A 24,627-nucleotide genomic window follows, 5' to 3' on the forward strand; every position below is an offset into this window, starting at 1 on the left:
CGGGTCGAGATGAGGCGGCCGGAATATAAATGACGGCCGCTATCGTTTGCCGCGGCCGCCAAGGAGACTTCATGACACACGGTGCCTCGGCAAAGCATCAACCCAAAGCGGGTGCCAAAGGAAAGCTCGCGACGGTTCCGAAAGTACGGCTCTACGTCGAACGCCCCGAGAAGGAACACTGGTTCGTGCACGTCGGGCATGTCACCGATCGCGGGCGCTGGCGCACCGAGCCTCATGCGCATCCCGCATACGGTCAACTCATCTTCGTGCGCAGCGGGCGCGGGGTGATGAATCTCGAAGGCAGCAGCGTGGCGTTCGAAGGCCCATGCGCGTTGTTGTTGCCCACCGAATGCGTGCATGGTCTCGACTACGAACTCGACGTCGACCGTTGGGTGGTTACGATCGAGGTCTCCTATCTGGCGCAAGTCAACGCCAGGCTCCATGAGTTCATTGCATTGTGGTCCTCGCCGCGCGTGATTTCTTTCACGGAATCCGCCGATGCGGGTATCGCTTTCTGCAATCTGATTCGAAGCCTCAAGGAGGAAATCGAATCCGATGCAGTCGGTCATGTGGTCGGCACAGAAGCGTTGCTCACGACGCTTCTGCTCAAACTGGTTCGCGAGACGCGCCTCGACGAAACGGGAGGCGAGAGCGCCACGCGTAACGATATCCGTCTGGTCGAGCGTTTCCGCAAGCTTATCGACGAGCATTTTCGCGAGAATCTCGGGCTGCAGGATTATGGGTCGAAGATGGCCGTATCGCTCGTGCAACTGCGCGCGGCGTGCGCGTCCGCCGCGGAGCAAAGCCCGACGAAGATGATCCACGCGCGCATCGTCACCGAGGCGAAACGCAATCTGATCTTCGGCGATATGTCGGTGGAGCAGATCGCATTCGGACTCGGTTTTGCGGACGCGGCGTATTTCACGCGCTTTTTCCGCAGGGAAGTGGGACAGGCGCCGAGCCAGTTTCGCGCCGTCGCGCGGCAACAGCCGCAGCGTAAAGCATCCGCGCAGTGACGCCAGCGAAAAGTCCCAGAGAATCGACGTTTTGTACAGGGACGTGCATCGGCGAATCGAATACGCTTGAGCCTTGTTTTCAACGGTCCAAAGCTATTTGCATATGATCCGGTCGTGGTTTGGAATCAGATTGACGGCGCTGTTCGTGCTTGGTTTGCTTGCTGGCACGGCGAGCGCGTCGGACCAGATCGCTTCATCGAACGATTCGGAAACAGAACTCGTCTATGTGGGCTCGCAAGAGCGGCATATCCATGCGCTGCGCCTGGATACATCGACGGGGACACTCACGAACATCGGAACGGTCGCGGATAACTTGCGTCCCACGTGGGTCGAAGCGCATCCGCAACGGCCCGTGCTCTACGCCGTCGACGACGACAACGCGAAAGAAGGCAGCGTTACCGCATACGCGGTGGATCGCGCGTCGGGCGCGTTGACGAAGATGGGCGCGGTCGCGACGAAAGGCATCGGCACCACGAATCTGCATGTGGACATCGCTTCGATGACCTTGCTCGCCGCGAACTACGTCAGCGGCTCCGTATCGAGCATTCAAATCGATGATGATGGCAATTTGATGTCGCTCGCATCCACGATCACGGAAACCGGCTCCGGGCCCAATCGACGTCAAGCCAGCGCGCATGCGCATAACGCCGTGATCGATCCATCGGGACGATATGCACTCGTTCCCGATTTCGGCGCGGATCGCGTGTTCGTCTATCGTTTCGATCGCACGACGCGCGCATTGTCTTCCGACGATGCGGCGCATACGTTCATCGCATCGCCGGGCAGCGGGCCGCGTCATATCGTATTCGGCGCGAGCGGACGACTTGCCTATCTGATCACCGAGCTATCGGCGCAAGTGCTGGTGTTGCGCTGGGATGCAACGCAGGGCCGTCTCTCGCTCGTGCAATCGCTGCCGATCACGAGCGCCGAATTTCAGGGCGTAAAAAGCGGCGCGGAGATCGCGGCGAGTCGCGATGGGCGTTTCGTCTATGTCGAGAATCGCGCGGAAAATGCTTTGCTCGTCTATCGCGTCGATGCGGAATCAGGCGAACTCTCGGAGATGCAGCGCGTTTCGTCGAGCGGCTCAAAGCCCTGGGGGTTCGCGATCGACGCATCGGGCAAATGGATGATCGTCGCGAATCAGCAGAGCGGCACAGTGAACGTGTTTCGCATCGATCCGGCGTCCGGCATGTTGTCGGACACCGGACAATCCGCCGATATCGCGTCTCCGGTCAGCATCGCGTTCGTGCGATGAGCGCTAACGGCCCATCGCCGCCGCAGCCTCTTCTTGCAGGCGCACGCTCATGACGGGCGCTTCCGGCCCGACGTGCGACAGTTTCATCAGACGCGGTTGCAACAACAGCGCCACGAGACCGCTCCATCCTGTCTGATGCGAAGCCCCGACGCCGCGCCCGTTGTCGCCATGAAAGTACTCGTGAAAGAGAATGAGATCCTGCGAGCGCGGATCGGCTTGCAGCATCGGATACGCGGCCATCACGGGGCGCTTGCCATCGGCATCTTTCAGAAACAGCGTGCCGATGCGCCGCGACAGATCGTCCGCGATTTCGCTCAGCGAATGCATTTTTCCGGAGCCCGTCGGATGCTCGACGCGAAACTCGTCGCCATAGTAGCGATGAAACTCGTAAAGCGATTCGATCAGCAAGTAATTGACCGGCATCCAGATCGGGCCGCGCCAGTTCGAATTGCCGCCGAATACACGCGAATCCGATTCCGCGGGCAAATATCGGATGCAGACATTCACGCCGTCGTGATCGAATACGTAGGGCTTTTCGCAATGCACGCGCGATAGCGCACGCACGCCATAGTCGGATAAGAATTCGCTTTCATCGAGCGTGCGCCGCAAGAGCGCTTTCATGCGATGTCCGCGCAATAGCGAAAGCAATGTGGTATTGCCCTTGCCGGGCTCGGTCCAGCGCGACACGAGCTTCGCGAGATTCGGCCGATGATCGAGAAACCACGCGAGCCTTTCGCGCAGTCCCGGCAGGTCGCCATACACGCGCTCTTCGAGCACGTGCACCGCGAAGAGCGGTATGAGCCCGACGATGGATCGAATGCGCATCGGCACGCGCGCGCCGTTCGGCAGATGCAGCACGTCGTAGAAGAATTCGTCGCTGCGGTCCCATAAGCCCGTCATGCAGGCTTCGCCGCAACTCACCGCTTCCGCGATATACAGGAAGTGCTCGAAGAACTTCACCGCGATCTCGACATAAGACTCGTTGGTCATCGCGAGTTCGAGGCCGATCTGCATGAGGTCGAGCGCATACGACGCCATCCACGCGGTGCCATCGGCCTGATCGATGCGTCCGCCTGTCGGCAGCGGCTGCGAGCGATCGAAGATGCCGATGTTATCGAGCCCGAGAAAGCCGCCCTGAAAGATGTTGCGGTCGTCGGCATCCTTGCGGTTGACCCACCACGCGAAGTTGAGGAGCAGCTTGTGAAACATCACTTCGAGAAACGCATGATCGCCGATGCCGGTCATCTCGCGATCCAGCTCGAACACGCGCCACGTCGCCCACGCATGCACGGGCGGATTTGCGTCGCCGAATGCCCATTCATACGCGGGCAATTGCCCGTTCGGATGCATGTAGCGCTCTTTCACGAGCAGCGATAACTGCTTCTTCGCGAAGTCCGGATCGATGGTTGCGAACGCAACCGCATGAAACGCGAGATCCCACGACGCGTACCACGGATACTCCCATTTGTCGGGCATCGATACGATGTCGCCATTGCACATGTGCCGCCAGTCCGCATTACGGCCGTGCCGACGATCTTTCGGCGGAACGGGCTGACCCGGATCGCCGTCGTGCCAGCGCGTGACGTCGAACTGGTAATACTGCTTCGTCCACAGCATGCCGGCGAGCGCCTGACGCTGCACGAGACGCGCATCGGCATCGTCGATATCGTGTTGCAGCGTCGCGTAGAACTCGTCGGCTTCCGTTTCGCGGCGCGCGAATAGCTGCGCCATGTCGAGCGGCGGATCGTTCGACACCGCTGCCGGCCGCCAGCGCAGATACATCACCGACTGTTCGTGCGGCCCGAGTTGCAGGCACGCATGCGCGGCGCTGCGCGTGCCATGATCGCGCCGGATGGCGTGTTCATCGCCTTCGACGAGATAGTCGTTGATGCCGTCCTTGAAGGGGCCCACGCCCTCCATGCCGAAAATGCGGCGAACGTTCGTTTCGTTTTCGCAGAAGAGCCATTCGATGGGCGTCTCTGCCGATGCCGTGACCAGCATCGCGCCGTGCGACGGATCGTGCGCCGCGACGCGCGCGCCTTCGCGTGCGTCCTGCTCCAGCGTCAGCGAAGGCTTGCCCCATTTGCTCGACCACGACCACCGGTTGCGCGCCCAGAACTGCGGCAGCACATGAAGTGTCGCGGCCTCGTTCGCGCGATTCTCGATGGTCACGCGCATCACGACGTCATCGTGCGTGTGCTTCGCATATTCGACGCAGACATCGAAGTAGCGGTCGTTATCGAATACGCCGGTATCGAGCACTTCGTATTCCGGAAGCTCGGGGCCGCGCCGCCTGTTTTCGTCGATGAGTTGCTGATAGGGATACGCGTCGTGCGGATACTTGTACAGCATCTTCATGTACGAATGCGTCGGCGTGCCGTCGAGATAGAAGTACAGTTCCTTCACATCCTCGCCGTGATTGCCTTGCTCGTTCGTCAGGCCGAAGAGCCGCTCCTTGATGATCGGATCGCGCTCGTTCCATAACGCAAGCGACACACACCAGTCGAGCGGATCGTTGCCGAATCCGGCGATACCGTCCTCGCCCCATCGATACATGCGGCTGCGCGCATGGTCGTGCGGAAAGTAATCCCAGGCGGTTCCATACTCGCTGTAATCCTCGCGGACCGTGCCCCATTGACGCTCGCTCAGGTAAGGCCCCCAGCGCCGCCAGCGGTCGCGTTCGGCGCCGTGCAGGCGAGCGCCTTCTTTCGTTTGCAGCAGATGGATTGCGCGTAACGGCGGCATGCGACCTCCGATCCGGATGACCATTCGATGTATTCGATGCGTGGTTTTCCGATGATAAGCGAAGTGAAAAAACGCGCGGCGAAGAACGTACGAATCACCGGGCGCCCCTAGGTTAATCCTATGACCGGCAAAGATATCTGATATTTGCGCGCTTTGCGGACAGGCATTCAAATAGAGGCCACACTGGTCGAAGTACTGAGAAAAGAAGCGAAGGCAATCTGATGACGACTTCCGTTATTGCGGAACACGACAACGCGCCGATTTTCAGCGTGGCGGATTACCGTCTTGCGGGCGTTCTGGTCAACGAACTGTGATGCAAGCGCCCGCCAAGTCGAACGCAGATCGATATCGTTCGTTTCTATTCGTGCCGGGCAATCGTCCCGAGCGGTTCGCGAAGGCGCTCGACAGCGGCGCCGACGCGATCATCATCGATCTGGAAGATGCCGTCGCGCCCGCGAGCAAGGACGAGGCGCGCGATGCGATTGCCGCATGGCTTTCGCCCGAGCGCCCCGTCCTGATTCGCGTGAATGCGTGCGATACGCCGTGGTTCGATCGCGATGCGCAGCTAGGGAAGCTGCGCGGCGTGGCAGGCATCGTGCTGCCGAAGGCGGAAAAGGCCGCGGACATCATCGCGCTCGTCTCGCGCACGAAGAGCACGATGCCCGTCTTTCCGTTGATCGAAAGCGCGCAGGGCATGTTCAACGCGCTCGAGATCGCGAAGGCGCCGTGCGTGCATCGGTTGATGTTCGGCACGCTGGATTTTTGCGCCGACATGAACATGGCCACCGATGACGATGTTCTCGATCCGTTCCGCGCGAATCTCGCGATGATATCGAGAGTCGCAGGCATCGGTGCGCCGATCGACGGCGTGACGCCCGCCATCGACGATGAAGACGTCTTGAAGAACGAGACGCTCAATGGCAAGCGCCGTGGCTTCTCGGGCAAGCTGTGCATCCATCCGAAGCAGGTTCGAACGATCAACGCATGTTATGCGCCGAGCGACGCCGAACTCGCATGGGCGAAGCGCGTACTCGATGCGTTCTCGAATGCGAATGGCGCGGCCATCGCCGTCGATGGAAAAATGGTGGATCGGCCGGTCGTGCTTCGCGCGCAATCGATCATCGAAAGCGTGCGTGCATAATGGGTGACCGGCGCCGGACATTGACGCGCGCGCCTGTCATCGACTCTTGCATTCCCACATGGACGTTCGCCAGCTTCGCTACTTCGTCAGCATCGTCGATTTCGGCAGTCTCGGCAAAGCGGCGGAAAAGCTCTACGTTGCACAGCCTTCGCTCAGCCAGCAAATGGCGCGGCTCGAAGAGGAACTCGGCGTCACGCTCCTTTTGCGCAGCAATCACGGCGTCACGCCGACGGCCGAAGGCGATGCGCTCTATCGTCACGCGCGTCTCGTGCTGCGGCAGATGGAACAGCTCAAACAGGAAGTGACGAAAGGCGCGGGCGCCGAATCGGGCACGGTCGCTGTCGGCTTGCCGACGACCATGGCCTCCGTGCTCGCGGTGCCATTGTTCGAGCGCATCCAGGATCAATACCCCGGCATTCGCCTGCAATTCTTCGAAAGCCTGAGCGGCTATCTGAACGAGTTGCTTGCCAATGGCCGGCTCGATCTCGGCATCCTGTTTCGCGAATCGGATACACCCGGCATCGCGGCCTTGCCCGTGCTCGATGAAACGCTTTATCTGCTGGGCGAACCGGGCGGCGATATCTCGCCGCGCGCATCGACCGTGCCGCTTCGCAAGCTCGCGGGCGTGAAGCTCGTGGCGCCCGGCGCCGCGAACGGTTTGCGTCTCTTGATCGAGCGCACGTTCGGGAGCGAGAAGGTCGAATTGAACATCATCGCGGATATCGATTCGTTGCCCGCGCTTTTACTGATCGCGAATTCGGGCCGGGCCTGCACGATTCTTCCATCATCGGCTATTGCGCAATGGAACGAGGCGCTGTTGCCGAAGATGCGCAGGATCGTCGAGCCGACGATCGAACGGCCAGCCAGCATCTGCTGGCCCAATGGCGCGCCGATGCACTCGGCGACGGTCGCCGTGCGCGAGACACTGATTCAGTTGATCGCCGAGCATGTCGAACGCGGTCGCTGGCAGGGCGTGACGATGCGCAAGCGCTAAATCGCGTTCGCCGCACGTAAGCGGTCGATGGCTTCATCGCCGAGACCGAGCTCGCGCAAGACCGCGCCGGTGTGCTGGCCGAGCGCGGGCACGGCGTCCATACGCGGCTCGTCGGCGCTGCCGAGTCCCGGCGGATAGAGCGCGGGAATCGTGCCGGCCGGCGTTTCGACACGTGTCCAGCGATGCCGCGCTTCGAGTTGATCGTGCTTCCACACGTCATGCATATCGTTCATGCGCGCATTGGCGATGCCCGCTTCCTCCAGCCGCTCGATGACTTGCGCGGCGGTCAGTGAAGCGAACGCATCGACGATGATGCCCTTCAGCGCTTCGCGATGCTGCGTGCGGCGGCTGTTTGCGCAAAAGCGTTCGTCGTTGTGCAACTCGGGCTGACGAATCACGCACTCGCAGAACTGCTTCCATTCGCGCTCGTTTTGCAGGCCGAGCATCACGGTCTTGCCGTCGCCTGCCTGGAACGCGCCATAGGGGAAGATGGTCGCGTGCGATGCGCCTGCCTGCGGCGGCGGCGTCTGCCCGTCGATTGCATAGTAGAGCGGATAGCTCATCCACTCGACCATGCTTTCGAGCATGGAAATGTCGATGCGCTTGCCGCGCCCCGTCTGTCCGCGTTCGATGAGCGCCGCGAGGATGTTCGTGTAACCGTACATGCCCGCCGCGATATCCGCTATCGAACAGCCTGCTTTCGCGGGCTGGCCTTCCGAACCCGTGATGCTCAGAAAGCCCGATTCGCTTTGAATCAGCAGGTCGTAGGCTTTCTTGTCGCGCATCGGGCCGTCCGAACCATAGCCCGAGATATCGCACACGATGAGGCGCGGATAGCGCACCTTCAGCGTGTCATAGTCGAGGCCCAGCCGCTGCGTTGCGCCGGGCGCGAGATTCTGCACGAATACATCGGTATCCGCGAGCAGCTTGTGCACGACGTCGAGTGCTTCGGAATGCTTGACGTCTAGCGTCACGCTTTCCTTCGAGCGATTCGTCCACACGAAATGCGATGAGAGACCCGACACGCGTTCATCATAGTTGCGAGCGAAATCACCCGTTCCGGGCCGCTCGATCTTGATGACGCGCGCGCCCAGATCGGCGAGTTGACGCGTGCAAAAGGGCGCAGCGATCGCATGCTCGAACGTGACGACCTTGATGCCCTGCAATGGACGCATGACCGCCTCCTTCAGAACGAGCGCGGCAGGCCGAGGATATGCTCCGCGACATACGAGAGAATCAGGTTCGTCGAAATCGGCGCGATCTGATAGAGACGCGTCTCGCGGAACTTGCGCTCGACATCGTATTCCGCCGCGAAGCCGAAGCCGCCGTGAAATTGCAGACATGCGTTGGCCGCTTCCCACGAGGCATCGGCGGCGAGGAGCTTCGCCATGTTGGCCTGCGCGCCGCAATGCTTGTGCGCGTCAAAAAGCTCGCACGCCTTGAAGCGCATCAGGTTTGCCGCTTCCACATTGACATACGCGCGCGCAATCGGAAACTGCACGCCTTGATTCTGCCCAATGGGCCGCCCGAAGACGACGCGGTCCTTCACGTATTGCGAGACCTTGTCGATGAACCAATAGCCGTCGCCGATGCACTCCGCCGCGATCAGCGTGCGTTCCGCGTTGAGTCCGTCGAGAATGTACTTGAAGCCCTGGCCTTCCTCGCCGATCAGATTTTCCGCGGGAATTTCGAGGTTATCGAAGAAGAGTTCGTTGGTCTCGTGATTCACCATGTTGAGGATTGGCTGCACGACGAGGCCGTGACCGATCGCTTCGCGCAGATCGACGATGAAGATCGACATGCCTTCGCTTTTCTTCTTCACGTCCGCAGCGGGCGTGGTGCGCGCGAGCAGAATCATCAGGTCGGAATGCTGCACGCGCGAGATCCATACCTTCTGACCGTTGATCACATAACGATCGCCTTTCTTTTCGGCGGTCGTCTTGATCTTCGTCGTATCGGTGCCGGTGGTCGGCTCGGTTACGCCCATCGATTGCAGACGCAATTCGCCCGAGGCGATCTTCGGCAGATAGCGCTTCTTCTGTTCCGCCGAGCCATGACGCAGCAACGTGCCCATGTTGTACATCTGGCCGTGGCATGCGCCCGAGTTGCCGCCCGAGCGGTTGATCTCTTCCATGATGACCGATGCTTCCGTCAATCCGAGCCCCGAGCCGCCGTACTCTTGCGGAATCAGCGCGGCGAGCCAGCCCGCTTTCGTGAGGGCATCGACGAATGCTTCGGGATAGCCCCGCGCTTCGTCGATCTTGCGAAAGTATTCGCCGGAGAATTGGCCGCAAAGATCGCGCACGGCTTCGCGGATGTCCTGATAAGCGTCGGGGGCGGATTCGATCATGATTTGCTTGCTGGTGAGTTCTTATCGTCGAACGAGTCGAACGAGTCAGGCGAGCGTGGCGCGCGCGGTCATGCCGAGCCAGCCTTCGTGATCCTTCGACCACAACTCGACGGTCTTGCCATCCGCCGACGGCTGGCCGCACAGATGCAGCGCATTGCCGGCGAAACACGGACGCTGCGCCTTGAAAGAGAAGCCGGCGACAGTCGCGTCGGGCAACTGGCGGCGCAGCAGATCCATCAGCAGCGTTGCGATGAGCGGCCCGTGCACGACGAGGCCCGGATAGCCTTCGACTTGCGTCACGTAGGGCTTGTCGTAGTGGATGCGATGCGCGTTGAAGGTCAGCGCGGAGTAGCGCAGCAGCAGCGTTTCGTCGGGCACGATGTCGCGTTGCCATTGCGCGTCGCGGGGCGCGGCGGTCGGAGCGGGAGCGGGCGCACCCGGCACGGCGGGTTCGCGATAGACGATGTCGTGTTCTTCCTCGATCGCGGTGAGCTCGCCACAGCGAATGCGATGCCCGACCGTCACGAAACCGAGCTTGCCCGTGCGGCCTTGCTTCTCGCTGACATCGAGAATGGTCGATTCACGCGCGATGCGTTCACCCACGATCACCGGCGCGGGAAAGCGCAGACGCCCGCCAGCCCACATTCGGCGCGGCAGGCCGAGGTCGGGCAGAAAGCTGCCTTTCCTGGGATGCCCGTCTTCGGCGATGAGCGATTGCTTCGCGATCGGCCTGAAGAAAATCCAGTGCCACAAGGGCGGAAGCGCGTCGCCTTCGTTCGGCGCGGCATCGTAATCGAGCGTGGCGGCGAGCGCCGCGACGGAACTGGGCGCGACGATATCGGCAGCGCTTTCCGTTTGCATTGTGTCGTCTCCGTTGCTGGACGAACCAGCGAATCCTGATTGGATAGGGTGACTCTAAGGAAATGTTCCGTCGAGCGGAAATACCAGTTTCATGTGCCGGGCATAGGGCGAACCTATTGCGGTCGCCACGCCCGATCAATGACATCGCATCATCAATCCGATAACCCGCGCGTCATTTTTCCCGGCGAGTGCGCGCCATAACATGCAATCCGTTGCTGTCAAACGCATTGCATAAGGAGTCGGATCATGTATGTCATCACCGGAATTACCGGGCAAGTCGGCGGCGCGCTCGCCAATGCGCTGTTGAAAGCGGGGAAACCCGTACGCGCCGTCGTGCGCGACGAGAAGAAGGGCGCAATCTGGGCGGCGCGCGGTTGCGAGCTGGCCCTCGCCACCATGACCGATGCCGATGCGCTCACCCGTGCCTTCGAAGGCGCCGAAGCCGTGTTCATTCTCCCGCCGCCGGAGTTCGATCCGGCGCCGGGTTTTCCTGAAGCGCGCGAAGTCATCGATACGATCGTCGCGGCCGTGACGCGTGCGAGGACGCGCAGGATCGTGTGCCTGTCGACGATCGGCGCGCAGGCCACGCAAACCAATCTCCTGACGCAGCGCACGCTGCTCGAGGAAGCGCTCGGCAAGCAGACGGTTCCCGTCGCGTTTTTGCGGCCGGGCTGGTTCATGGAGAATTGCGCGTGGGATGTCGACTCGGCGCGTAACGAAGGCGTCGTGCAATCGTTTTTGCAACCGCTCGATCGCGCGATTCCGATGACCGCCACCGACGATATCGGCGAACTCGCGGCGAAGCTCATGCAGGAGCAATGGTCGGGCGTGCGCGTCGTCGAGCTGGAAGGGCCGCGGCGCACGAGCCCGAACGATATCGCCGCCGCATTCGCGGAAGTGCTCGGCAAGCCGGTACGCGCGAACGGCGTTCCGCGCGACACATGGGAAGCGCTGTTCGTGAGTCAGGGCATGAAGCATCCGACGCCGCGCATTCGGATGCTCGATGGCTTCAACGAAGGATGGATCGACTTCGAAGGCCGGCGCGATGAGATCGTCAAAGGTGCGACGCCGCTCATCGACGTGATTCGAAAGCTCGTCGCGCGCTAATCGGAAGGCTTCAGCCGATTGCGCTCACGTGCGGAATCATCGCCGCTTGTCCGCGATGAACGCCGTCGCGATCGAACAATTGCCACACGGTCGCGCGTTCGATCCGGAAGCGCTCGCCCGATTGAGCGACGCGAACGCCGCGATAGCCGTCGACATAGCCGTCGCGCGTCACCTGTTCGAGAAACGCCTGACGCTCGCTGCGTTCGGGCGCTTCGGCGGACAGGCGCGACGGCAGCGCGGTCAGTTCATTCCACGTATAGCCGAACAGACGTTGCGCGCGCAGATTGCCGTAGACGAACACGGGATCGGCCTGAGTATCGTGCGCGAGGATGCCGAATGGCGCGTCTTCGTAAAGCCAGCGCGCGGCTTCGGCGGGTGTCAGCCCTTCATCCGGAACCAGCGGCTTGCCCAGCAGGCGCTCATAACTTTCGCTTACGAGCGTGAAGAAATCGATATCGGTTGGCTGCATCGTGCGGCGTGCCTCGAACGAGCGGAAAACAGCACCTTACCCTTTCGTTTCCGTTTGCGCATGTTCGAGGTCCGCATGGCTTCGTCGAATCATATCGACTTGACTTCGCCGCCATCCATTCTCAACGTGCTGCCCGTCATCCATTTCGCGGCGGGCGACACGAGGAACGCCATCAACTCCGCGATCTCTTCCGGCGTGCCATAACGTGCGATGCCCGCTTCGACCGGAAAACGCGCGGTCGCTTCCTCCACGGTCATATCGTGCAACGGCGCCCAGTGCTCCAGATACGAGCGCCTTCGGCCTGTCATCACCGGACCGGGCAACACGCTGTTGACCTGCACGCCGTCCGTGATGCCGCGATCGGAAAATGCCTTCGCCAATGCGACGATCGCCGCGTTGATCGTGCCGACCGCCGCATACGGCGCTTTGGGAAACAGCGCCGAATTGCCCGACATCAGCACGACCGATCCCGATGTCTCTTTCAACGAAGGCCACGCCGCGACGGTCAACCGGCGCGCGCCGTGCAGCTTCAACGCGAGGCCCGCGTCCCATTGCTCGTCGGTCATGTCGAACAGATCGATTTGCGGCACGGCGCCCGCGATATTCAACAGCGCGTCGATGCGGCCGAACGCGGCAAGCGCACCATCGACCACCTTTTGCGCGGCGTCGGGTTGTGAGAGATCGATATCGAGCGCAAGCGTCTTCGCGCCGGCTTGCGCGACCATCGACGCCGTTGCGTCGAGATTCGCGCGATGACGTGCGACGAGCACGATGGAGTCGAAATCGCGTGCGAGGCGAATCGCGGTGGAACGTCCGATGCCCTGGCTCGCGCCCGTGACGATCGCTACTTTCGCGGACATGTCATCTCTCCCGATTCAATGAACGACGACCATCTTGCCGTTGGCTTCGTTCGCTTCCATCACGCGATGCGCTTCGTGAATCTCGTCGAACTGAAACACGCGTGCGGGCTTCGCGTTGAAGCGTCCCGCGGCGACGTCGGCGGCGATCGCTTGCAGCGGCACGTCGGACAGCGGAAAGCCCGGCGTGCCGAACACGAAGCTGCCGAAGAACGTCAGATGCACGCCGCTCGTCATTTGCAATAGCGGGTTGAAATCCGCGATCGGCGCAAGACCGCCGAGCCAGCCCGCGAGACATGCGCGGCCGCCGCGGCGCAGCATCGCGAGCGAATCGAGAATCGTGCTGTTGCCGACGAGATCGAGCACCGCATCGATCTCTTTCGCTTCCGCGATGCGCTTGCTCAATTCCGGTCCTTCCAGTTCGACGCGCGATACGCCCAGCGCTTCGAGCTTCGCGAAGCGATCGCGGTTGCGCGTCGTCGCGATGACCTTCGCGCCCGCATTCACCGCGAGATTCACCGCTGCCTGTCCGAACGACGACGTCGCGCCGCGAATGACGACCGTCTGTCCCGCCTCGATCTCGAGATTGCGAAAGAGGCACGTCCATGCCGTCGCGTACGTTTCGGGCAGAGCGGCCAGTTCGGCCCACGGCAGACCGGATTCGATCAGCGCGACGTTGGACACCGGCGCGCGCGTGAATTGCGCATAACTGCCGTCGATCGTGCGGCCGAGCCCGCCCATCAACGCGGCCACTTTCGCGCCGACGGGAAACTCGCCGCCCGGACACGACTTCACGATGCCCACGCATTCGATGCCGCTCACTCTCGCGGCTTCGGCCCACTCGCCGCGCCGCATGTGCATTTCCGCATGATTGAGGCCGAACGCCTTGATCTCGATGACGACATGGCCTTCCAGCGGTTCCGGTTCCGGAATCTCGGTATAGACGAGGCTGTCGATACCGCCGAACTTGTCGAGCACGATTGCACGCATGATGTTTCTCCTGTGATGGATGGTCCGCGTTTTCAATGAGCGAGGAAATCGGTGATGGCTGCGGCGATATCTGCCGCGTGCGTTTCGAGCGCGAAATGACCTGTGTCGAAGAAGCGCACGTCCGCATGCGGGATATCGCGCTTGAATGCTTCCGCGCCGGGCGGCAGGAAGAACGGATCGTTCTTGCCCCACACGGCGAGAAATTTCGGCTGATGCTCGCGGAGATACGCCTGAAATGCCGGATACAGCGCGATGTTGTTGCGATAGTCGCCGAAGAGATCGAGCTGCACTTCATGCGCGCCGGGGCGGCTCAAATAATAGTCGTCGAGCGCATAGCCATCCGGGGCGACTGTGGATGCGTCGGGCACGCCGTGTGTGTATTGCCACTGAGTCGTGTCTTTCGTGAGCATCGCGCGCAGCGCATCGCGATTCGCTTGCGTGGGCGCTTGCCAGTACGCGCGAATCGGATTCCAGCCGTCGCTCAATCCCTCTTCATACGCGTTGCCGTTTTGCGAAACGATCGCCGTGATGCGTTCGGGATGCCTGAGCGCAAGACGAAAGCCGGTCGGCGCGCCGTAATCGAAAACGTACATCGCATAGCGATCGAAGCCGATTACTTCGGTGAAGCGATCGATCACGTTGGCGATGTTGTCGAACGTGTACGAGAACGCATCGCGACTCGGCATGTCGGAGAGGCCGAAGCCGGGAAGATCGGGCGCAACGATATGAAAGCGTTCGGACAAGAGCGGAATCAAATTCCGAAACATGTGGCTCGAACTGGGAAAGCCATGCAGCAGGAGAAGTTTGGGAGCGTCTTCCGGACCGGCTTCGCGATAGAACACGTTGAAGCCGTCGACGTCGATATGACGATGCGCAATGGCGGACATGGCGTTTCTCCACAGGATGAGGAAAAGTTTGTGTAACCGTTAAAAGCGTGAAATGAAGGTTACAAACTAGATCCGTAACTTGTCAAGAGCTTTTTTAGCGGTTACGATTGAGTCATCGTAGCAACACGTCTGGATGTGCAAAATGGACTACCGCCCCATGCCGGCGATTTTCGTGGCCGACGCGCCTGGTCTCGATTTCCTCAACTCGATCGCGACACCGGTCGATGAACCCGTCGAATGGATCGGCGATGGCGAAGGCTTGCTGTCGTGGCTGGAACAGGCGCAACTGGTGCCCGCCGACGTGCTCGCTTCCATGCGTTCGCACATCGCGCCGGCCGAACTGGACGAGGTCGCCGCGAAGGCGCGCGGCCTGCGCGAATGGTTTCGCGCGTTCGTGCGGAAGAGGAAAGGGCGGCCGTTGTCGGCGAAAGATCTGGCCGAACTCGAACCGCTGAATGCCGTGTTGCAGCGCGACGAACAACATGCGGTGATCGTCGCCGATGCGAATGCGTCGAGCGGTCTCGCGTTCGGCATGCAGCGACGTTGGCCGACGGCCGAATCGCTGTTGATGCCGATCGTCGAAGCGCTCGCGAAGCTCGTCTGCGAAGAGGACTTTACTTACGTGAAGGCGTGCGAAGGTCCGAAATGCACGCTGCTTTTTGCGGATCACACGCGCGGACATGCGCGGCGGTGGTGCAGCATGGCGGCCTGCGGGAACCGGGCGAAGGTGGCCGCGCACCGGGCGCGGCTCAAGGAAGAAAAGGGAGCGTGAGCGGCTCTACTTCGCCTCTTCCGCTCGCGACGCACACATGCGCCACGATGACGCCGCCTTCGGCGCATCCGCGACTTCGCGCCACCATCGCTCGCCGCGATGCGGCGCTTCGAGAGCCAGCCGCTCGCCCATGCGCGGTGTCGTCACCGCGACGCCGCGCGCGAGCGCGAGTCCCGTCACGCGCTCGAACGGCTCCTGCCATGAATGCATGGCGAGATCGAACGTCCCGTTGTGTATCGGCGCGAGCCAGCGTCCGCGCAAGTCGATGTGCGCCTGCACCGTTTCCTCGGGCTGCATGTGCACGTACGGCCATTGCGCGTCGTATGCGCCTGTTTCGATCAGCGTGACGTCGAACGGACCGAGGCGCTCGCCGATCGTCCTGAAGCCGTCGAAATAGCCCGTGTCGCCGCTGAAGAACACGCGCAGATCGTCGTCGACGATGACCCATGACGCCCACAGCGTACTGTTGCCGTCGAAGAGACTGCGGCCGGAGAAATGCTGCGCGGGCGTCGCGGTGAACAGCAGGCCGCCGACTCGCGCGCTTTGCCACCAGTCGAGCTGGCGCACCTTCGATGCATCGATGCCCCATTCGATCAGCCTGTCGCCGACGCCGAGCGGCGTGAGAAAGACCGCTGTCGTCGCGGCGAGCGCGAGCACCGTGTCCCGGTCGAGATGATCGTAGTGATCGTGCGACAGGATCACGCCACGCAATGGCGGCAGATCGCCGAGTGCGATGGGCGGCGCATGAAAGCGCTTCGGCCCGACGCGCTTGAACGGCGACGCGCGTTCGCCGAAGACCGGGTCGGTCAGCCAGTATTCGCCGCGCAGCTTGAAGAGCATCGTGGAGTGGCCCAGCCGATAGAGGCTGCGATCGGGCGCGGCGTCGAGCTGCGCGCGCGTGAGCGTTTCGACGACGGGCGCCTGCGCCGGCACGGTATTGCGCGGCTTGTTGAACAGCACGTTCCAGACGATGCGCAACGTCTTGCCGATGCCTTCTTGCGGACGCGGCTTCACGTTGCGAAAGCGCGCGCCGTCATGTTGCGGCGACGCGCTCGACAATGCGCGCCCGCGTTCCGCGGCGGCGAGACCCAGGGCACGGCTGAAGCGATCGGTGAACGAAGTCATAGGACGTGACGGGGCGCGAGCCCGTATCGGAAGTAGACTGTACAGTGTAGTTTAATTTCGAGAAAAAAGTAAACCGGACGGTGTAAAATATGGGGATGGAATCGAATGACATGAACGACCTTCCCCAGCGGCTCACCGACCGCAAGCGCGCCGCCATCGTGAACGCGGCGGTCGCGGAGTTCATTGCTGCGGGTTATGACGCGACCAGCATGGACCGGATCGCCGCGCGCGCGGGTGTCTCGAAGCGCACGGTGTACAACCACTTCGAGAACAAGGAAGCGCTTTTTGCCGCGATCCTGCATCGCTTGTGGGATGCGAGCGAAACTGGCGATGCCGCCGTCTATAGCGCCGACGAACCGCTGAACGCGCAATTGCTCGCGCTGCTCACGCGCAAGCTGCGGCTCATGAACGACGAGTCGTTTCTATCGCTCGCGCGCGTGGCGATCGCGGCGGGCATTCACTCGCCGGAACGCGCGCGGGACATGGTGGCGCGCATCGGCGAGCGCGAGGAAGACGTGACGGCGTGGATCAGAAAGGCCGCCGCCGATGGCCGTCTCGCGGTCACGGACCCGGTCTTCGCCGGGCAGCAACTGCATGGCATCGTGAAGGGTTTCGCGTTCTGGCCTCAGGTCACGATGGGCCAGCCGCCGCTTTCGAAACACGAGCAGAAAAAAGTCGCGGAAGCGGCCGCCGACATGTTTCTCGCGCGCTATGAGCGCGCCGCGCCGAAACGCTCATAACGATTCGCGCTCCCGGATCGAACGTTCATGCGACGCGCGAACTATCGCATTTAACTTCGCGCCGGCTTGGGTATATGTTTGTTATGTGCGCATTGGCTTGCGCACCCGGTTCACCTGACGGTTGTTTCGTCGGGCAGCGGTAAGTCTTCGTCGAAGGAGAACGTCATGAAGACCTTCCTCGTTACGACCACGCTCGTGGCCGCGTTTTCACTCGGAAACCTGACTCAGGCACAGGAACCCACCGACACCTTGCAGTCCATTCCCGCACCCCGTCAACAAAACGCCCAGACCGCGCCACCTTCCGGCGACACCGCTTATGGCGGCGCGGCAATGGGGCAGAGCGCGAGCGGGAGAACGTCGAACCGGAGCGGCGCCATGTCGAACAATTGCGCTCCGCGACCCTTCTGCAACATCTATTCGGGTGGACAGTAGGCGCAACGCCGGCAGGGCGGTCTTTTCGGGTCCGAATCATCTTCCGGTGAGACCGCCGCCGGCCGCAACGAGGTCGTCACCGGAGGCTGTTAAAATCCCGGTACGTTTTTACGGGCACGATGTGATGGGCTTCGAACAACTCGCCGGACTGAAAGAGCAACTCGCAAAACAGGCTGCAAGCGCCGCAGCAAAGAAAAAGGCGCAGCGCGCGCGGCGTCCCGTGCCGGCGGCCGCGTCGAAGCCGGCTGAACCCGCCAAACCGGCTAAACCGGCGGCAGCGCCGTCGAAGCCGGTCGATCCGGTCGTGCATGTCATCGGAAAGCTGCAGAAGCGTTTTCCGCTCGCGTTTCCGAAGAATCCCGCGCCGAAGGTTCCGCTGAAAGTCGGCATTTTCGAGGATCTGATGAAGCACGCGGAAGAGCTCGGCCTCAACGAGAAAGAGCTGCGTGGCGCGATCAAAGTCTGGTGCCGCGGCAACCGCTATTGGACGTGTCTGGTGCAAGGCGCGCCGCGAATCGATCTGACGGGCGGCGCGGCCGGTGAAGTATCGGCGGCGGATGCGGAACGCGCCGTATATCTGGAAACGAATCGCCTCGCTCGATCGGCTCCGGCGCCGAAGACTGCAGAAGCCGTCAAGTAACGCGACACACCGCTTCTCGTTCGCATGCGGTGTGTTTAGCGTTTATCGAACAGATAAAAAAAGCGCGATGCCGCTCTGGCATCGCGCTTCAATCGAATCAGCTTTCAATCAGAACTTGTGACGCAGACCGACGCGCGTCACGAGCTGCGTGTTCGCGCCCGCATTGCCGATGAACGACGACGACGAGCCGATCTCCGCCTGCACCGGCACGCCGCGGTTGCTGCCCGACGCCTTCTGATAGGCGCCGATCACATAGACATCGGTGCGCTTCGACAGCGCGTAGTCCACCACGCCGTTGACCTGATGCCACCTGCCGTCGAAGTTGCCGCTGAGATCCGAGAACGTATAGCCGAGGCCCGCGCTCAATGCCGGCGTGAACGTGTACTTGCCGCCGATTTCATAGTTGTTCAGCGTCGACGATCCGGTCGTGATCTGATGGAACATCGTGTGCGTCCAGTTTGCCCAGACCACGGCGGCGGCGATCGCGTAACGCGCGCCGACGCCGAACGTTTCCAGATCATGCAGGCCCAGCGTGTTCACGTTGGCGATGCTCACGCTGAACGCCGGCGTCGCGGCATTCGGATAGCGCAGCTTGGTGTACGCCGCGCCGATGCCGAGCGGCCCTTGCGCATAGTTCAAGCCGAAACTGTACGCGCTCGACGAGCCTTGCACCGCAGTCGCGCCGGTGCCGGTCGTGGGCGAGCCCGCGAAGTTCGTCGAGTTCGAGAAGCCGTACATCGCGCCGAATGTCACGCCGTAGAAACTGGCGCTGCTGAACTTGACCGCGTTGTTGATGCGGCTCGACGTCAACTGGTCGAGATCGTTGATGTGATAGGCGTAGTTGCCGGCGGGCGTCTGGCTGCCCATCGTGTAGCCGCCGCCGAGATAGTCGGTCGAGAACGAGTATTGACGGCCGAAGGTCAGCGAGCCGTAGTCGTTCTTCGCGAGACCGACATAGGCCTGCCGTCCGAATAGTGCGCCACCTTGACCGAGTGTGCCGTCGCCGCTGTTGAAGCCGCTTTCGAGCACGAAGATCGCCTTCAGACCGCCGCCCAGATCTTCCGTGCCGCGCAGGCCCCAGCGGCTGCCTTGCGCCACGCCGTCGCCATACTTCACGATGCTGTCGTGGCCGCCGGGCACCGCGACCTTGTTCGCATACGTGATACCGGCGTCGATGATCCCGTACAGCGTGACGCTGCTCTGCGCGTGCGCCGCGATGCCGAACATGCCGAATACCGCAGCCGCTACGATGTGCTTCTTCATTCTTCTTTTCCTTGTTGTTGTCCGCGTGACGCGGCCTGCTTGAGACATGGCGCGGCGCGTTCGAAAGCGCGAGCGCGGCCATCCCGGCTTCGCGAGAAACCGCGCGAAGGTCGAGTCCTGCGTGATGTTATTGAAGCCGCTTCTTTCGATAGAAGTGGCAAAAGAGCCCACCGCGATGAAGCAGATGAAACGCCGCTTCACGTTATAGCGGAGCGAATATAACGCTTCGTCGGGCGTTCGTAAATTTGCGTTACGCTATTTGTAGCATTTCTTCCACATTACCTTCATCAAACAGCGCAACTAACTGTCGATCCTTCAACCCGACTTCAAGCGGGCGCGCGCATTGCATATAAAGGGAAAATGCAAAAGGAAAAGCCATGACCGAAAACCGTCATCCGGACGCTTGCAGAATCGGCGTCGCTTTCATCGAAGCGCAGGTCACCACGCTTCACGCGTATGCGAGCCTGTTGTCCGACTGGATCGAGCGCGGCGCGCCGCCGCCCGATTTTGCGAAGGCGCAGTCCTTACTCGCGCGCAAGCATTCGCGTCCTGAAGCGCATACGCACAGCGAGGACGGCACGCCGATGAAAGATGCGCCGACGGAAGACACGCTTTCGTGGCCATCGTTCGATACGGCCGAGAAGCGCATCGCGTTCGCGCTGATCGTCCCGTGCACGAACGCGATCCTCGCGGTCGCCGAATACTTCGATGTTCATCGGCTTTCCGCGTCGCGTGCGCCCGAAGTGCAATTCCTCATGCGTCTGCGCGATGCCGCCGCGAACGGCAACACATTCAGCCTCGCAGCCGATGAATACCGGCCGCACGCCGCGTATGCCGGCCTGATCGTCGATGACGCGCTGGACGGCACGCTGCTTTTCAGCGATGGCGTCAAGCCAGGTTTCATCGAATTCGGCGATACGGTCGGCTTGCTTCGCTATCTGGCGAAACTGTTGAAGAGCATGCAATCGGCGATCAGCGCCGGCGACGCTGGATAGACGATTCGTCCAGTCAGGCGCGCGCTTTGCTCGAAGATCGATGACATCACCCTGTCATACGAAAATGGACGAATCACTGAAACGCCTGAGGGAAAGAATCGCGAAGCAGATCGCGGAGCGTGAGGCGGCGCTCGCGTCGTTGCGCGACGGCGCGGAACAGGCCCGCACGAAACACGATCGCGAGCGCATTCTTCTGACGCTCGCCGTGCTCGACGAAGAGCTCGCCGGATGGAAGCAGGTCGCTGCGCGCATCGAGCAGGCGGTGTTGTTCGAGCCGCGCAATCATCGCGCGATCCGCATGCCCGCGCTGCGATAGCTTCGCGTACTCATCCTTCGAACCATCCGACACACGCGCATGGAGCAACCCAATGTCCGCGTCTTCCAACGGTAACGACGGCAACAACGACACGCCCGTCTGGTTCATCACCGGCTGTTCGACCGGCTTCGGCCGCGAACTGGCCTGCGCCGTGATCGAAAAGGGCTGGCGGGCGGTCGTCGCCGCGCGTGATCCGGCAAGTGTCGCGGATATCGTCGAGCGCGCGCGAGGCCGTGCGATCGCGGTGCGTCTCGACGTGACGCGTGCCGATGAGATCAAGTCCGCCATCGGCGATGCCTATGCCGCGTTCGGCCACATCGACGTGCTCGTGAACAACGCGGGCTTCGGCTATCTCTCGGCCGTCGAAGAGGGCGAAGACGACGAAGTGCGCGCAATGTTCGAAGCGAACTTCTTCGGTGCAGCCGCGATGATCCGGGCCGTGCTGCCGCGCATGCGCGAGCGGCGTTCGGGACATGTGGTCAACATCACGTCGGTGGGCGGTCTCGTCGGCAATCCGGGCAGCGGCTATTACGCGGCGACGAAGTTCGCGCTCGAAGGCCTGGGCGAAGCGCTCGCCCGCGAAACCGAATCACTCGGCATCAAGGTCACGGCGGTCGAGCCGGGTCCGTTCCGCACGGACTGGGCCGGCCGGTCGCTGAAGCAGACGCGCACGCCGATCGACGATTACGCGCAGACGTCGGGCAGCCGGCGCGCGGCCATCGCGGAGCGCAGCGGCAAGCAGCCGGGCGATCCGGCGCGCGCCGCGCAGGTCATCATCGAAGCGGTGACGTCGCCTGAGCCGCCGGGGCATCTCGTGCTCGGCGGTCCCGGCCTCGAACTCGTGCGCAACAAACTGGCGAAGCTGACCGCCGAGATCGATGCATGGCAGGCGCGCAGCGAGTGGACCGATCATCCGGAGCAATGATCGTGAAGCGGCCTCGCGCGGAGGAAGCGCACATCCTTTCGCTCGTCGCCGCCGATGCCGCCGCGCTCCACGTCGCGCCGCCGCATGTGCGTTTCGTGACGCGGTCGAGCGGGCCGTGCTACGAAGCCTTGTTCAATCGCATCGAACTGGATCGAGCGACGCTGGCGTTGCCGGAGCCGTTGCTTCGAATCGTCGTCGCGCACGAAGTCGGGCACGCGACGCAACGCGGCACGATGCTGCTCGATTTCGCGTGGACCGTTCTTTCGGTGACGATGCTGCTGTCGATACCCTGCATCGTCTTCGCGCTCTCGCCCGATCAGGAACTCTGGCGCGTGAGCGTTCCGGGATTCGCCTTCGTGGTGGCGTTCTTCGTGTGCGGGAAGATCTGGCGCACACGCAGCGTCGAGCGCTCGGACGCATTCGAACTCGATGCGGACGCGAAAGCCGCATCGCTGTGTGGCGCGGCATCGGCGTTGGCGGCGCTCGAAGCGATGTCGACGCGCGGCCATATCGACACAGCGCGCCTTGACGCGATGCGCGCGCGTCTCATCTCGAACTCGCGGTAGCGGAAATGCACGGGCGTCCGTAACCGGACGCCCGTGCATTTTCATGAGCAGTGCCGCGTGATTGCCGGGTTATTGCGCTTGCGAAGCGGGCGCCGGCGTCGATTTCTTGTGATGCTTCTGGCCTTTCTTGTGATACGCGGGGCGCGGCTTGTTGTTCGGATAATCGGCCGCCGCGAACGACAGCGTCGGCGCCGCGAAGGCCGCCAGCACCAAAAGCACGAGGGATTTCTTCAAGGACGTTTTCATCGGAGACTCGCTGGGAGAAGATGGCCTTAGAAAGCGCAAAGCGGCGGGCGGGCGGCCGCTTCGCACTGTAAGAAATATAAGACTCGATATTCCGCTGCAACCATGCACGTGTGATTCGGGCAGCGGCGTTGCGGTTCCTCCGCGTCGGGCGCTGCCGAGGCAACAGTATATTGCACAAAAAAGTGCAATTCATCGATGCGCATGCATAACACATTGACGCAACAAGATTTTTGTCGGTTTGCACTGCTTCGTGAGATGTGCTCGGTTGCCTTGGGTCCGCGACAAATGTCATCGACTGCATCTACTATCGTGCCTGTTCTCAACTCAGGGACGACCCAGTGAAAGAAGACGACATCCGCAGGAATGCTTTCGCCATGCCTGTGCATAACCCCGCTTACCCGCGTCCGCCGTTCCGCTTTCTCAATCGCGAGTACTTCATCATCTCTTACGAGACCGATCTCGACGCGCTGCGCGCCGTGGTCCCCGAGCCGCTCGAAGTCGACAACGGCCTCGTGCATTACGAATTCATTCGCATGCCGGACTCGTCCGGCTTCGGCGATTACACCGAAAGCGGCCAGGTGATCTCCGTCATCGATCCGGACGGCAACAAGGCCAGCTACACGCATGCGATGTATCTCGACGACGAAGGTCCGATCGCCGGTGGCCGCGAGATCTGGGGCTTTCCGAAGAAGCTCGCGTCGCCGCGCCTTTCCGTCGATGGCAAGGACACGCTGCTCGGCACGCTCGATTACGGCTCGCAGCGTATCGCGACGGGCACGATGGGCTACAAGTATCGTCCGCTCGACCTCGAAGCCGAGCGCAAGAAGCTCGCCGATACGCCGAACTATCTGCTGAAAGTGCTGCCGCACGTCGACGGCACCGCGCGCGTGTGCGAACTCGTTCGTTTCTTTCTGCGCGACGTGAGCGTGCTCGGCGCATGGGAAGGCCCGGCCGCGCTGGAACTGCATGCGCATGCGCTCGCGCCTGTCGCGGATCTGCCGGTGCGCAAGGTGGTCGGCGCGCGGCATGTCATCGCGAATCTGACGCTCGATATCGGCGAAGTCGCTTACGACTATCTCGCGCCGCCGGACGAACTCAAGCTCGCCGTCAATCAATAACTTCGCATCACGTCGACAAGGGAACAAGCAAATGGCATTGCAAGGAAAAGTCGCGCTCGTCACGGGCGCAGCGAGCGGCATCGGTGAAGAGACGGCGCGCAAGCTCGCAGCCGACGGCGCGGCGGTCGTGATCGCTGACCTGAACCTCGCGAACGCGCAGAAGGTCGCGGACAGCATCGTCGAAGCGGGCGGCCGTGCAATCGCCGTGTCGATGGACGTGACGAGCGAAGACGCGGTGAACGCCGGTATCGAAGAAACGGTGGCGAAGCTGGGCGGCATCGACGTGCTGGTGTCGAACGCGGGCATTCAGATCGTCGCGCCGATCGAAGAATACGCATACGCCGACTGGAAGAAGATGCTCGCGATCCATCTCGACGGCGCGTTCCTCACGACGAAAGCCGCGATCAAGCACATGTACGCATCGGGCAAGGGCGGCTCGATCATCTACATGGGATCGGTGCATTCGCATGAGGCATCGAAGCTGAAGTCGGCTTATGTCACGGCGAAGCATGGCCTGCTCGGGCTCGCGCGCGTCGTCGCGAAGGAAGGCGGTCCGCGCGGCGTGCGCGCCAACGTGGTGTGCCCCGGTTTCGTGCGTACGCCGCTCGTCGAGAAGCAGATTCCCGAGCAGGCGAAGGCGCTCGGCATTTCGGAAGCGGACGTCGTGAAGAACGTGATGCTGAAGGAAACGGTCGATGGCGAATTCACGACCGTCGACGATGTCGCGAACACGGTCGCGTTCCTTGCCGGGTTCGAATCGAACGCGCTGACGGGGCAGTCGATCGTCGTGAGCCACGGCTGGTTCATGCAATAAGGA

The 24,627-nt window shown here is 61.9% G+C and carries 26 protein-coding genes; 15 read left to right on the forward strand and 11 right to left on the reverse strand.

The genetic code is table 11. The annotated features are described in order from the left end of the window. Positions 1–71: 71 nt before the first annotated feature. Positions 72–1,016, forward strand: a complete 945-nt coding sequence (locus NOV72_RS03990; protein WP_106853316.1) for a helix-turn-helix domain-containing protein — start codon at positions 72–74, stop codon at positions 1,014–1,016. Positions 1,017–1,146: 130 nt separating this feature from the next. Further along, the gene (locus NOV72_RS03995) at positions 1,147–2,271 is read left to right on the forward strand and encodes a lactonase family protein (protein WP_245932888.1); all 1,125 of its coding nucleotides are present in this window, start codon (positions 1,147–1,149) and stop codon (positions 2,269–2,271) included. Positions 2,272–2,274: 3 nt separating this feature from the next. Here NOV72_RS03995 and NOV72_RS04000 read toward each other — a convergent pair whose 3' ends face one another. Further along, entirely contained in the window at positions 2,275–5,016 is a 2,742-nt protein-coding gene (locus NOV72_RS04000; protein ID WP_106853318.1) for an MGH1-like glycoside hydrolase domain-containing protein, read from the reverse strand. Positions 5,017–5,329: 313 nt separating this feature from the next. Between NOV72_RS04000 and NOV72_RS04005 the strand changes: the two genes are divergently transcribed. Beyond that, complete coding sequence (locus NOV72_RS04005) at positions 5,330–6,157, forward strand: HpcH/HpaI aldolase/citrate lyase family protein (protein WP_106853319.1); 828 nt, start codon at positions 5,330–5,332, stop codon at positions 6,155–6,157. A 58-nt stretch (positions 6,158–6,215) separates the two neighbouring features. Further along, on the forward strand, positions 6,216–7,151 hold the full coding sequence (locus NOV72_RS04010) for a LysR substrate-binding domain-containing protein (protein ID WP_106853320.1): 936 nt from the start codon (positions 6,216–6,218) through the stop codon (positions 7,149–7,151). On the opposite strand, the gene NOV72_RS04015 is transcribed toward NOV72_RS04010, so the two are convergent. The 3 genes from NOV72_RS04015 to NOV72_RS04025 are packed head-to-tail and all read right to left on the reverse strand — an operon-like array spanning position 7,148 to position 10,362. Next, positions 7,148–8,326: a CaiB/BaiF CoA transferase family protein gene (locus NOV72_RS04015; RefSeq protein ID WP_106853321.1), complete on the reverse strand. Its 1,179-nt coding sequence runs from the start codon at positions 8,324–8,326 to the stop codon at positions 7,148–7,150. The genes NOV72_RS04010 and NOV72_RS04015 overlap by 4 nt on opposite strands. 11 nt (positions 8,327–8,337) lie before the next feature. Beyond that, positions 8,338–9,501, reverse strand: coding sequence for an acyl-CoA dehydrogenase family protein (locus NOV72_RS04020; protein WP_106853322.1), 1,164 nt, complete (start codon positions 9,499–9,501; stop codon positions 8,338–8,340). Positions 9,502–9,546: 45 nt separating this feature from the next. After that, positions 9,547–10,362, reverse strand: a complete 816-nt coding sequence (locus NOV72_RS04025; RefSeq protein ID WP_106853323.1) for an HTD2 family dehydratase — start codon at positions 10,360–10,362, stop codon at positions 9,547–9,549. A 246-nt stretch (positions 10,363–10,608) separates the two neighbouring features. Between NOV72_RS04025 and NOV72_RS04030 the strand changes: the two genes are divergently transcribed. Further along, positions 10,609–11,469 (forward strand): NmrA family NAD(P)-binding protein, encoded by an 861-nt coding sequence (locus NOV72_RS04030; RefSeq protein WP_106853324.1) that lies wholly within the window; start codon positions 10,609–10,611, stop codon positions 11,467–11,469. 10 nt (positions 11,470–11,479) lie between these two features. On the opposite strand, the gene NOV72_RS04035 is transcribed toward NOV72_RS04030, so the two are convergent. The 4 genes from NOV72_RS04035 to NOV72_RS04050 all read right to left on the reverse strand — a co-directional run bounded on the left by NOV72_RS04035 (position 11,480) and on the right by NOV72_RS04050 (position 14,672). After that, positions 11,480–11,938: an MEKHLA domain-containing protein gene (locus NOV72_RS04035; RefSeq protein WP_106853325.1), complete on the reverse strand. Its 459-nt coding sequence runs from the start codon at positions 11,936–11,938 to the stop codon at positions 11,480–11,482. A gap of 89 nt (positions 11,939–12,027) precedes the next feature. Beyond that, a complete protein-coding gene (locus tag NOV72_RS04040) occupies positions 12,028–12,798 on the reverse strand; it encodes an SDR family oxidoreductase (RefSeq protein ID WP_106853326.1) in 771 nt (256 codons plus the stop codon). A 15-nt stretch (positions 12,799–12,813) separates the two neighbouring features. Beyond that, the gene (locus NOV72_RS04045; protein ID WP_106853327.1) at positions 12,814–13,785 is read right to left on the reverse strand and encodes a zinc-binding alcohol dehydrogenase family protein; all 972 of its coding nucleotides are present in this window, start codon (positions 13,783–13,785) and stop codon (positions 12,814–12,816) included. Positions 13,786–13,817: 32 nt separating this feature from the next. After that, positions 13,818–14,672: an alpha/beta fold hydrolase gene (locus tag NOV72_RS04050; protein ID WP_106853328.1), complete on the reverse strand. Its 855-nt coding sequence runs from the start codon at positions 14,670–14,672 to the stop codon at positions 13,818–13,820. Between the two features lie 142 nt (positions 14,673–14,814). On the opposite strand from NOV72_RS04050, the gene NOV72_RS04055 reads away from it, so the two are divergent. Then, entirely contained in the window at positions 14,815–15,444 is a 630-nt protein-coding gene (locus tag NOV72_RS04055; protein ID WP_106853329.1) for a CGNR zinc finger domain-containing protein, read from the forward strand. Between the two features lie 6 nt (positions 15,445–15,450). Here NOV72_RS04055 and NOV72_RS04060 read toward each other — a convergent pair whose 3' ends face one another. Further along, a complete protein-coding gene (locus NOV72_RS04060) occupies positions 15,451–16,569 on the reverse strand; it encodes an MBL fold metallo-hydrolase (RefSeq protein ID WP_106853330.1) in 1,119 nt (372 codons plus the stop codon). Positions 16,570–16,679: 110 nt separating this feature from the next. Here NOV72_RS04060 and NOV72_RS04065 point away from each other — a divergent pair, with 110 nt between their 5' ends. From NOV72_RS04065 to NOV72_RS04075, 3 genes are all read left to right on the forward strand, one after another. Then, positions 16,680–17,309, forward strand: coding sequence for a TetR/AcrR family transcriptional regulator (locus tag NOV72_RS04065; protein ID WP_425428710.1), 630 nt, complete (start codon positions 16,680–16,682; stop codon positions 17,307–17,309). A 165-nt stretch (positions 17,310–17,474) separates the two neighbouring features. Next, positions 17,475–17,741, forward strand: a complete 267-nt coding sequence (locus NOV72_RS04070) for a hypothetical protein (protein WP_106853332.1) — start codon at positions 17,475–17,477, stop codon at positions 17,739–17,741. A 124-nt stretch (positions 17,742–17,865) separates the two neighbouring features. Then, positions 17,866–18,381 (forward strand): ProQ/FinO family protein, encoded by a 516-nt coding sequence (locus tag NOV72_RS04075; RefSeq protein ID WP_106853333.1) that lies wholly within the window; start codon positions 17,866–17,868, stop codon positions 18,379–18,381. Between the two features lie 108 nt (positions 18,382–18,489). Here the strand turns inward: NOV72_RS04075 and NOV72_RS04080 are convergent, their stop codons facing one another. Then, complete coding sequence (locus NOV72_RS04080) at positions 18,490–19,644, reverse strand: porin (protein WP_106853334.1); 1,155 nt, start codon at positions 19,642–19,644, stop codon at positions 18,490–18,492. 377 nt (positions 19,645–20,021) lie between these two features. Between NOV72_RS04080 and NOV72_RS04085 the strand changes: the two genes are divergently transcribed. From NOV72_RS04085 to NOV72_RS04100, 4 genes are all read left to right on the forward strand, one after another. Further along, positions 20,022–20,639, forward strand: coding sequence for a hypothetical protein (locus tag NOV72_RS04085; RefSeq protein ID WP_106853335.1), 618 nt, complete (start codon positions 20,022–20,024; stop codon positions 20,637–20,639). 64 nt (positions 20,640–20,703) lie between these two features. Beyond that, complete coding sequence (locus NOV72_RS04090) at positions 20,704–20,955, forward strand: hypothetical protein (RefSeq protein ID WP_106853336.1); 252 nt, start codon at positions 20,704–20,706, stop codon at positions 20,953–20,955. Between the two features lie 52 nt (positions 20,956–21,007). Next, complete coding sequence (locus NOV72_RS04095; RefSeq protein WP_106853337.1) at positions 21,008–21,880, forward strand: oxidoreductase; 873 nt, start codon at positions 21,008–21,010, stop codon at positions 21,878–21,880. Beyond that, on the forward strand, positions 21,877–22,446 hold the full coding sequence (locus NOV72_RS04100) for a M48 family metalloprotease (protein ID WP_106853338.1): 570 nt from the start codon (positions 21,877–21,879) through the stop codon (positions 22,444–22,446). Before NOV72_RS04095 ends, NOV72_RS04100 begins: the two co-directional genes overlap by 4 nt. Before the next feature lie 69 nt (positions 22,447–22,515). On the opposite strand, the gene NOV72_RS32180 is transcribed toward NOV72_RS04100, so the two are convergent. Then, positions 22,516–22,692: a hypothetical protein gene (locus NOV72_RS32180; RefSeq protein ID WP_181290866.1), complete on the reverse strand. Its 177-nt coding sequence runs from the start codon at positions 22,690–22,692 to the stop codon at positions 22,516–22,518. A gap of 338 nt (positions 22,693–23,030) precedes the next feature. On the opposite strand from NOV72_RS32180, the gene NOV72_RS04105 reads away from it, so the two are divergent. Both NOV72_RS04105 and NOV72_RS04110 read left to right on the forward strand, forming a co-directional pair. Continuing rightward, the gene (locus tag NOV72_RS04105) at positions 23,031–23,810 is read left to right on the forward strand and encodes an acetoacetate decarboxylase (protein ID WP_106853339.1); all 780 of its coding nucleotides are present in this window, start codon (positions 23,031–23,033) and stop codon (positions 23,808–23,810) included. A 31-nt stretch (positions 23,811–23,841) separates the two neighbouring features. Further along, positions 23,842–24,624, forward strand: coding sequence for a 3-hydroxybutyrate dehydrogenase (locus NOV72_RS04110; protein ID WP_106853340.1), 783 nt, complete (start codon positions 23,842–23,844; stop codon positions 24,622–24,624). Positions 24,625–24,627 lie beyond the last annotated feature (3 nt).

The organism is Caballeronia novacaledonica (assembly GCF_900258035.1).
GTDB lineage: Bacteria > Pseudomonadota > Gammaproteobacteria > Burkholderiales > Burkholderiaceae > Caballeronia > Caballeronia novacaledonica.

Bases quoted from the DNA above. Each gene is read 5' to 3' on its own strand.
- NOV72_RS03990 (WP_106853316.1), top strand. From the start codon at position 72: ATGACACACGGTGCCTCGGCAAAGCATCAACCCAAAGCGGGTGCCAAA.
- NOV72_RS04000 (WP_106853318.1), bottom strand. From the start codon at position 5,016: ATGCCGCCGTTACGCGCAATCCATCTGCTGCAAACGAAAGAAGGCGCT.
- NOV72_RS04005 (WP_106853319.1), top strand. From the start codon at position 5,330: ATGCAAGCGCCCGCCAAGTCGAACGCAGATCGATATCGTTCGTTTCTA.
- NOV72_RS04010 (WP_106853320.1), top strand. From the start codon at position 6,216: ATGGACGTTCGCCAGCTTCGCTACTTCGTCAGCATCGTCGATTTCGGC.
- NOV72_RS04015 (WP_106853321.1), bottom strand. From the start codon at position 8,326: ATGCGTCCATTGCAGGGCATCAAGGTCGTCACGTTCGAGCATGCGATC.
- NOV72_RS04020 (WP_106853322.1), bottom strand. From the start codon at position 9,501: ATGATCGAATCCGCCCCCGACGCTTATCAGGACATCCGCGAAGCCGTG.
- NOV72_RS04025 (WP_106853323.1), bottom strand. From the start codon at position 10,362: ATGCAAACGGAAAGCGCTGCCGATATCGTCGCGCCCAGTTCCGTCGCG.
- NOV72_RS04030 (WP_106853324.1), top strand. From the start codon at position 10,609: ATGTATGTCATCACCGGAATTACCGGGCAAGTCGGCGGCGCGCTCGCC.
- NOV72_RS04035 (WP_106853325.1), bottom strand. From the start codon at position 11,938: ATGCAGCCAACCGATATCGATTTCTTCACGCTCGTAAGCGAAAGTTAT.
- NOV72_RS04040 (WP_106853326.1), bottom strand. From the start codon at position 12,798: ATGTCCGCGAAAGTAGCGATCGTCACGGGCGCGAGCCAGGGCATCGGA.
- NOV72_RS04045 (WP_106853327.1), bottom strand. From the start codon at position 13,785: ATGCGTGCAATCGTGCTCGACAAGTTCGGCGGTATCGACAGCCTCGTC.
- NOV72_RS04050 (WP_106853328.1), bottom strand. From the start codon at position 14,672: ATGTCCGCCATTGCGCATCGTCATATCGACGTCGACGGCTTCAACGTG.
- NOV72_RS04055 (WP_106853329.1), top strand. From the start codon at position 14,815: ATGGACTACCGCCCCATGCCGGCGATTTTCGTGGCCGACGCGCCTGGT.
- NOV72_RS04060 (WP_106853330.1), bottom strand. From the start codon at position 16,569: ATGACTTCGTTCACCGATCGCTTCAGCCGTGCCCTGGGTCTCGCCGCC.
- NOV72_RS04065 (WP_425428710.1), top strand. From the start codon at position 16,680: ATGAACGACCTTCCCCAGCGGCTCACCGACCGCAAGCGCGCCGCCATC.
- NOV72_RS04070 (WP_106853332.1), top strand. From the start codon at position 17,475: ATGAAGACCTTCCTCGTTACGACCACGCTCGTGGCCGCGTTTTCACTC.
- NOV72_RS04075 (WP_106853333.1), top strand. From the start codon at position 17,866: ATGGGCTTCGAACAACTCGCCGGACTGAAAGAGCAACTCGCAAAACAG.
- NOV72_RS04080 (WP_106853334.1), bottom strand. From the start codon at position 19,644: ATGAAGAAGCACATCGTAGCGGCTGCGGTATTCGGCATGTTCGGCATC.
- NOV72_RS04085 (WP_106853335.1), top strand. From the start codon at position 20,022: ATGACCGAAAACCGTCATCCGGACGCTTGCAGAATCGGCGTCGCTTTC.
- NOV72_RS04090 (WP_106853336.1), top strand. From the start codon at position 20,704: ATGGACGAATCACTGAAACGCCTGAGGGAAAGAATCGCGAAGCAGATC.
- NOV72_RS04095 (WP_106853337.1), top strand. From the start codon at position 21,008: ATGTCCGCGTCTTCCAACGGTAACGACGGCAACAACGACACGCCCGTC.
- NOV72_RS04100 (WP_106853338.1), top strand. From the start codon at position 21,877: ATGATCGTGAAGCGGCCTCGCGCGGAGGAAGCGCACATCCTTTCGCTC.
- NOV72_RS32180 (WP_181290866.1), bottom strand. From the start codon at position 22,692: ATGAAAACGTCCTTGAAGAAATCCCTCGTGCTTTTGGTGCTGGCGGCC.
- NOV72_RS04110 (WP_106853340.1), top strand. From the start codon at position 23,842: ATGGCATTGCAAGGAAAAGTCGCGCTCGTCACGGGCGCAGCGAGCGGC.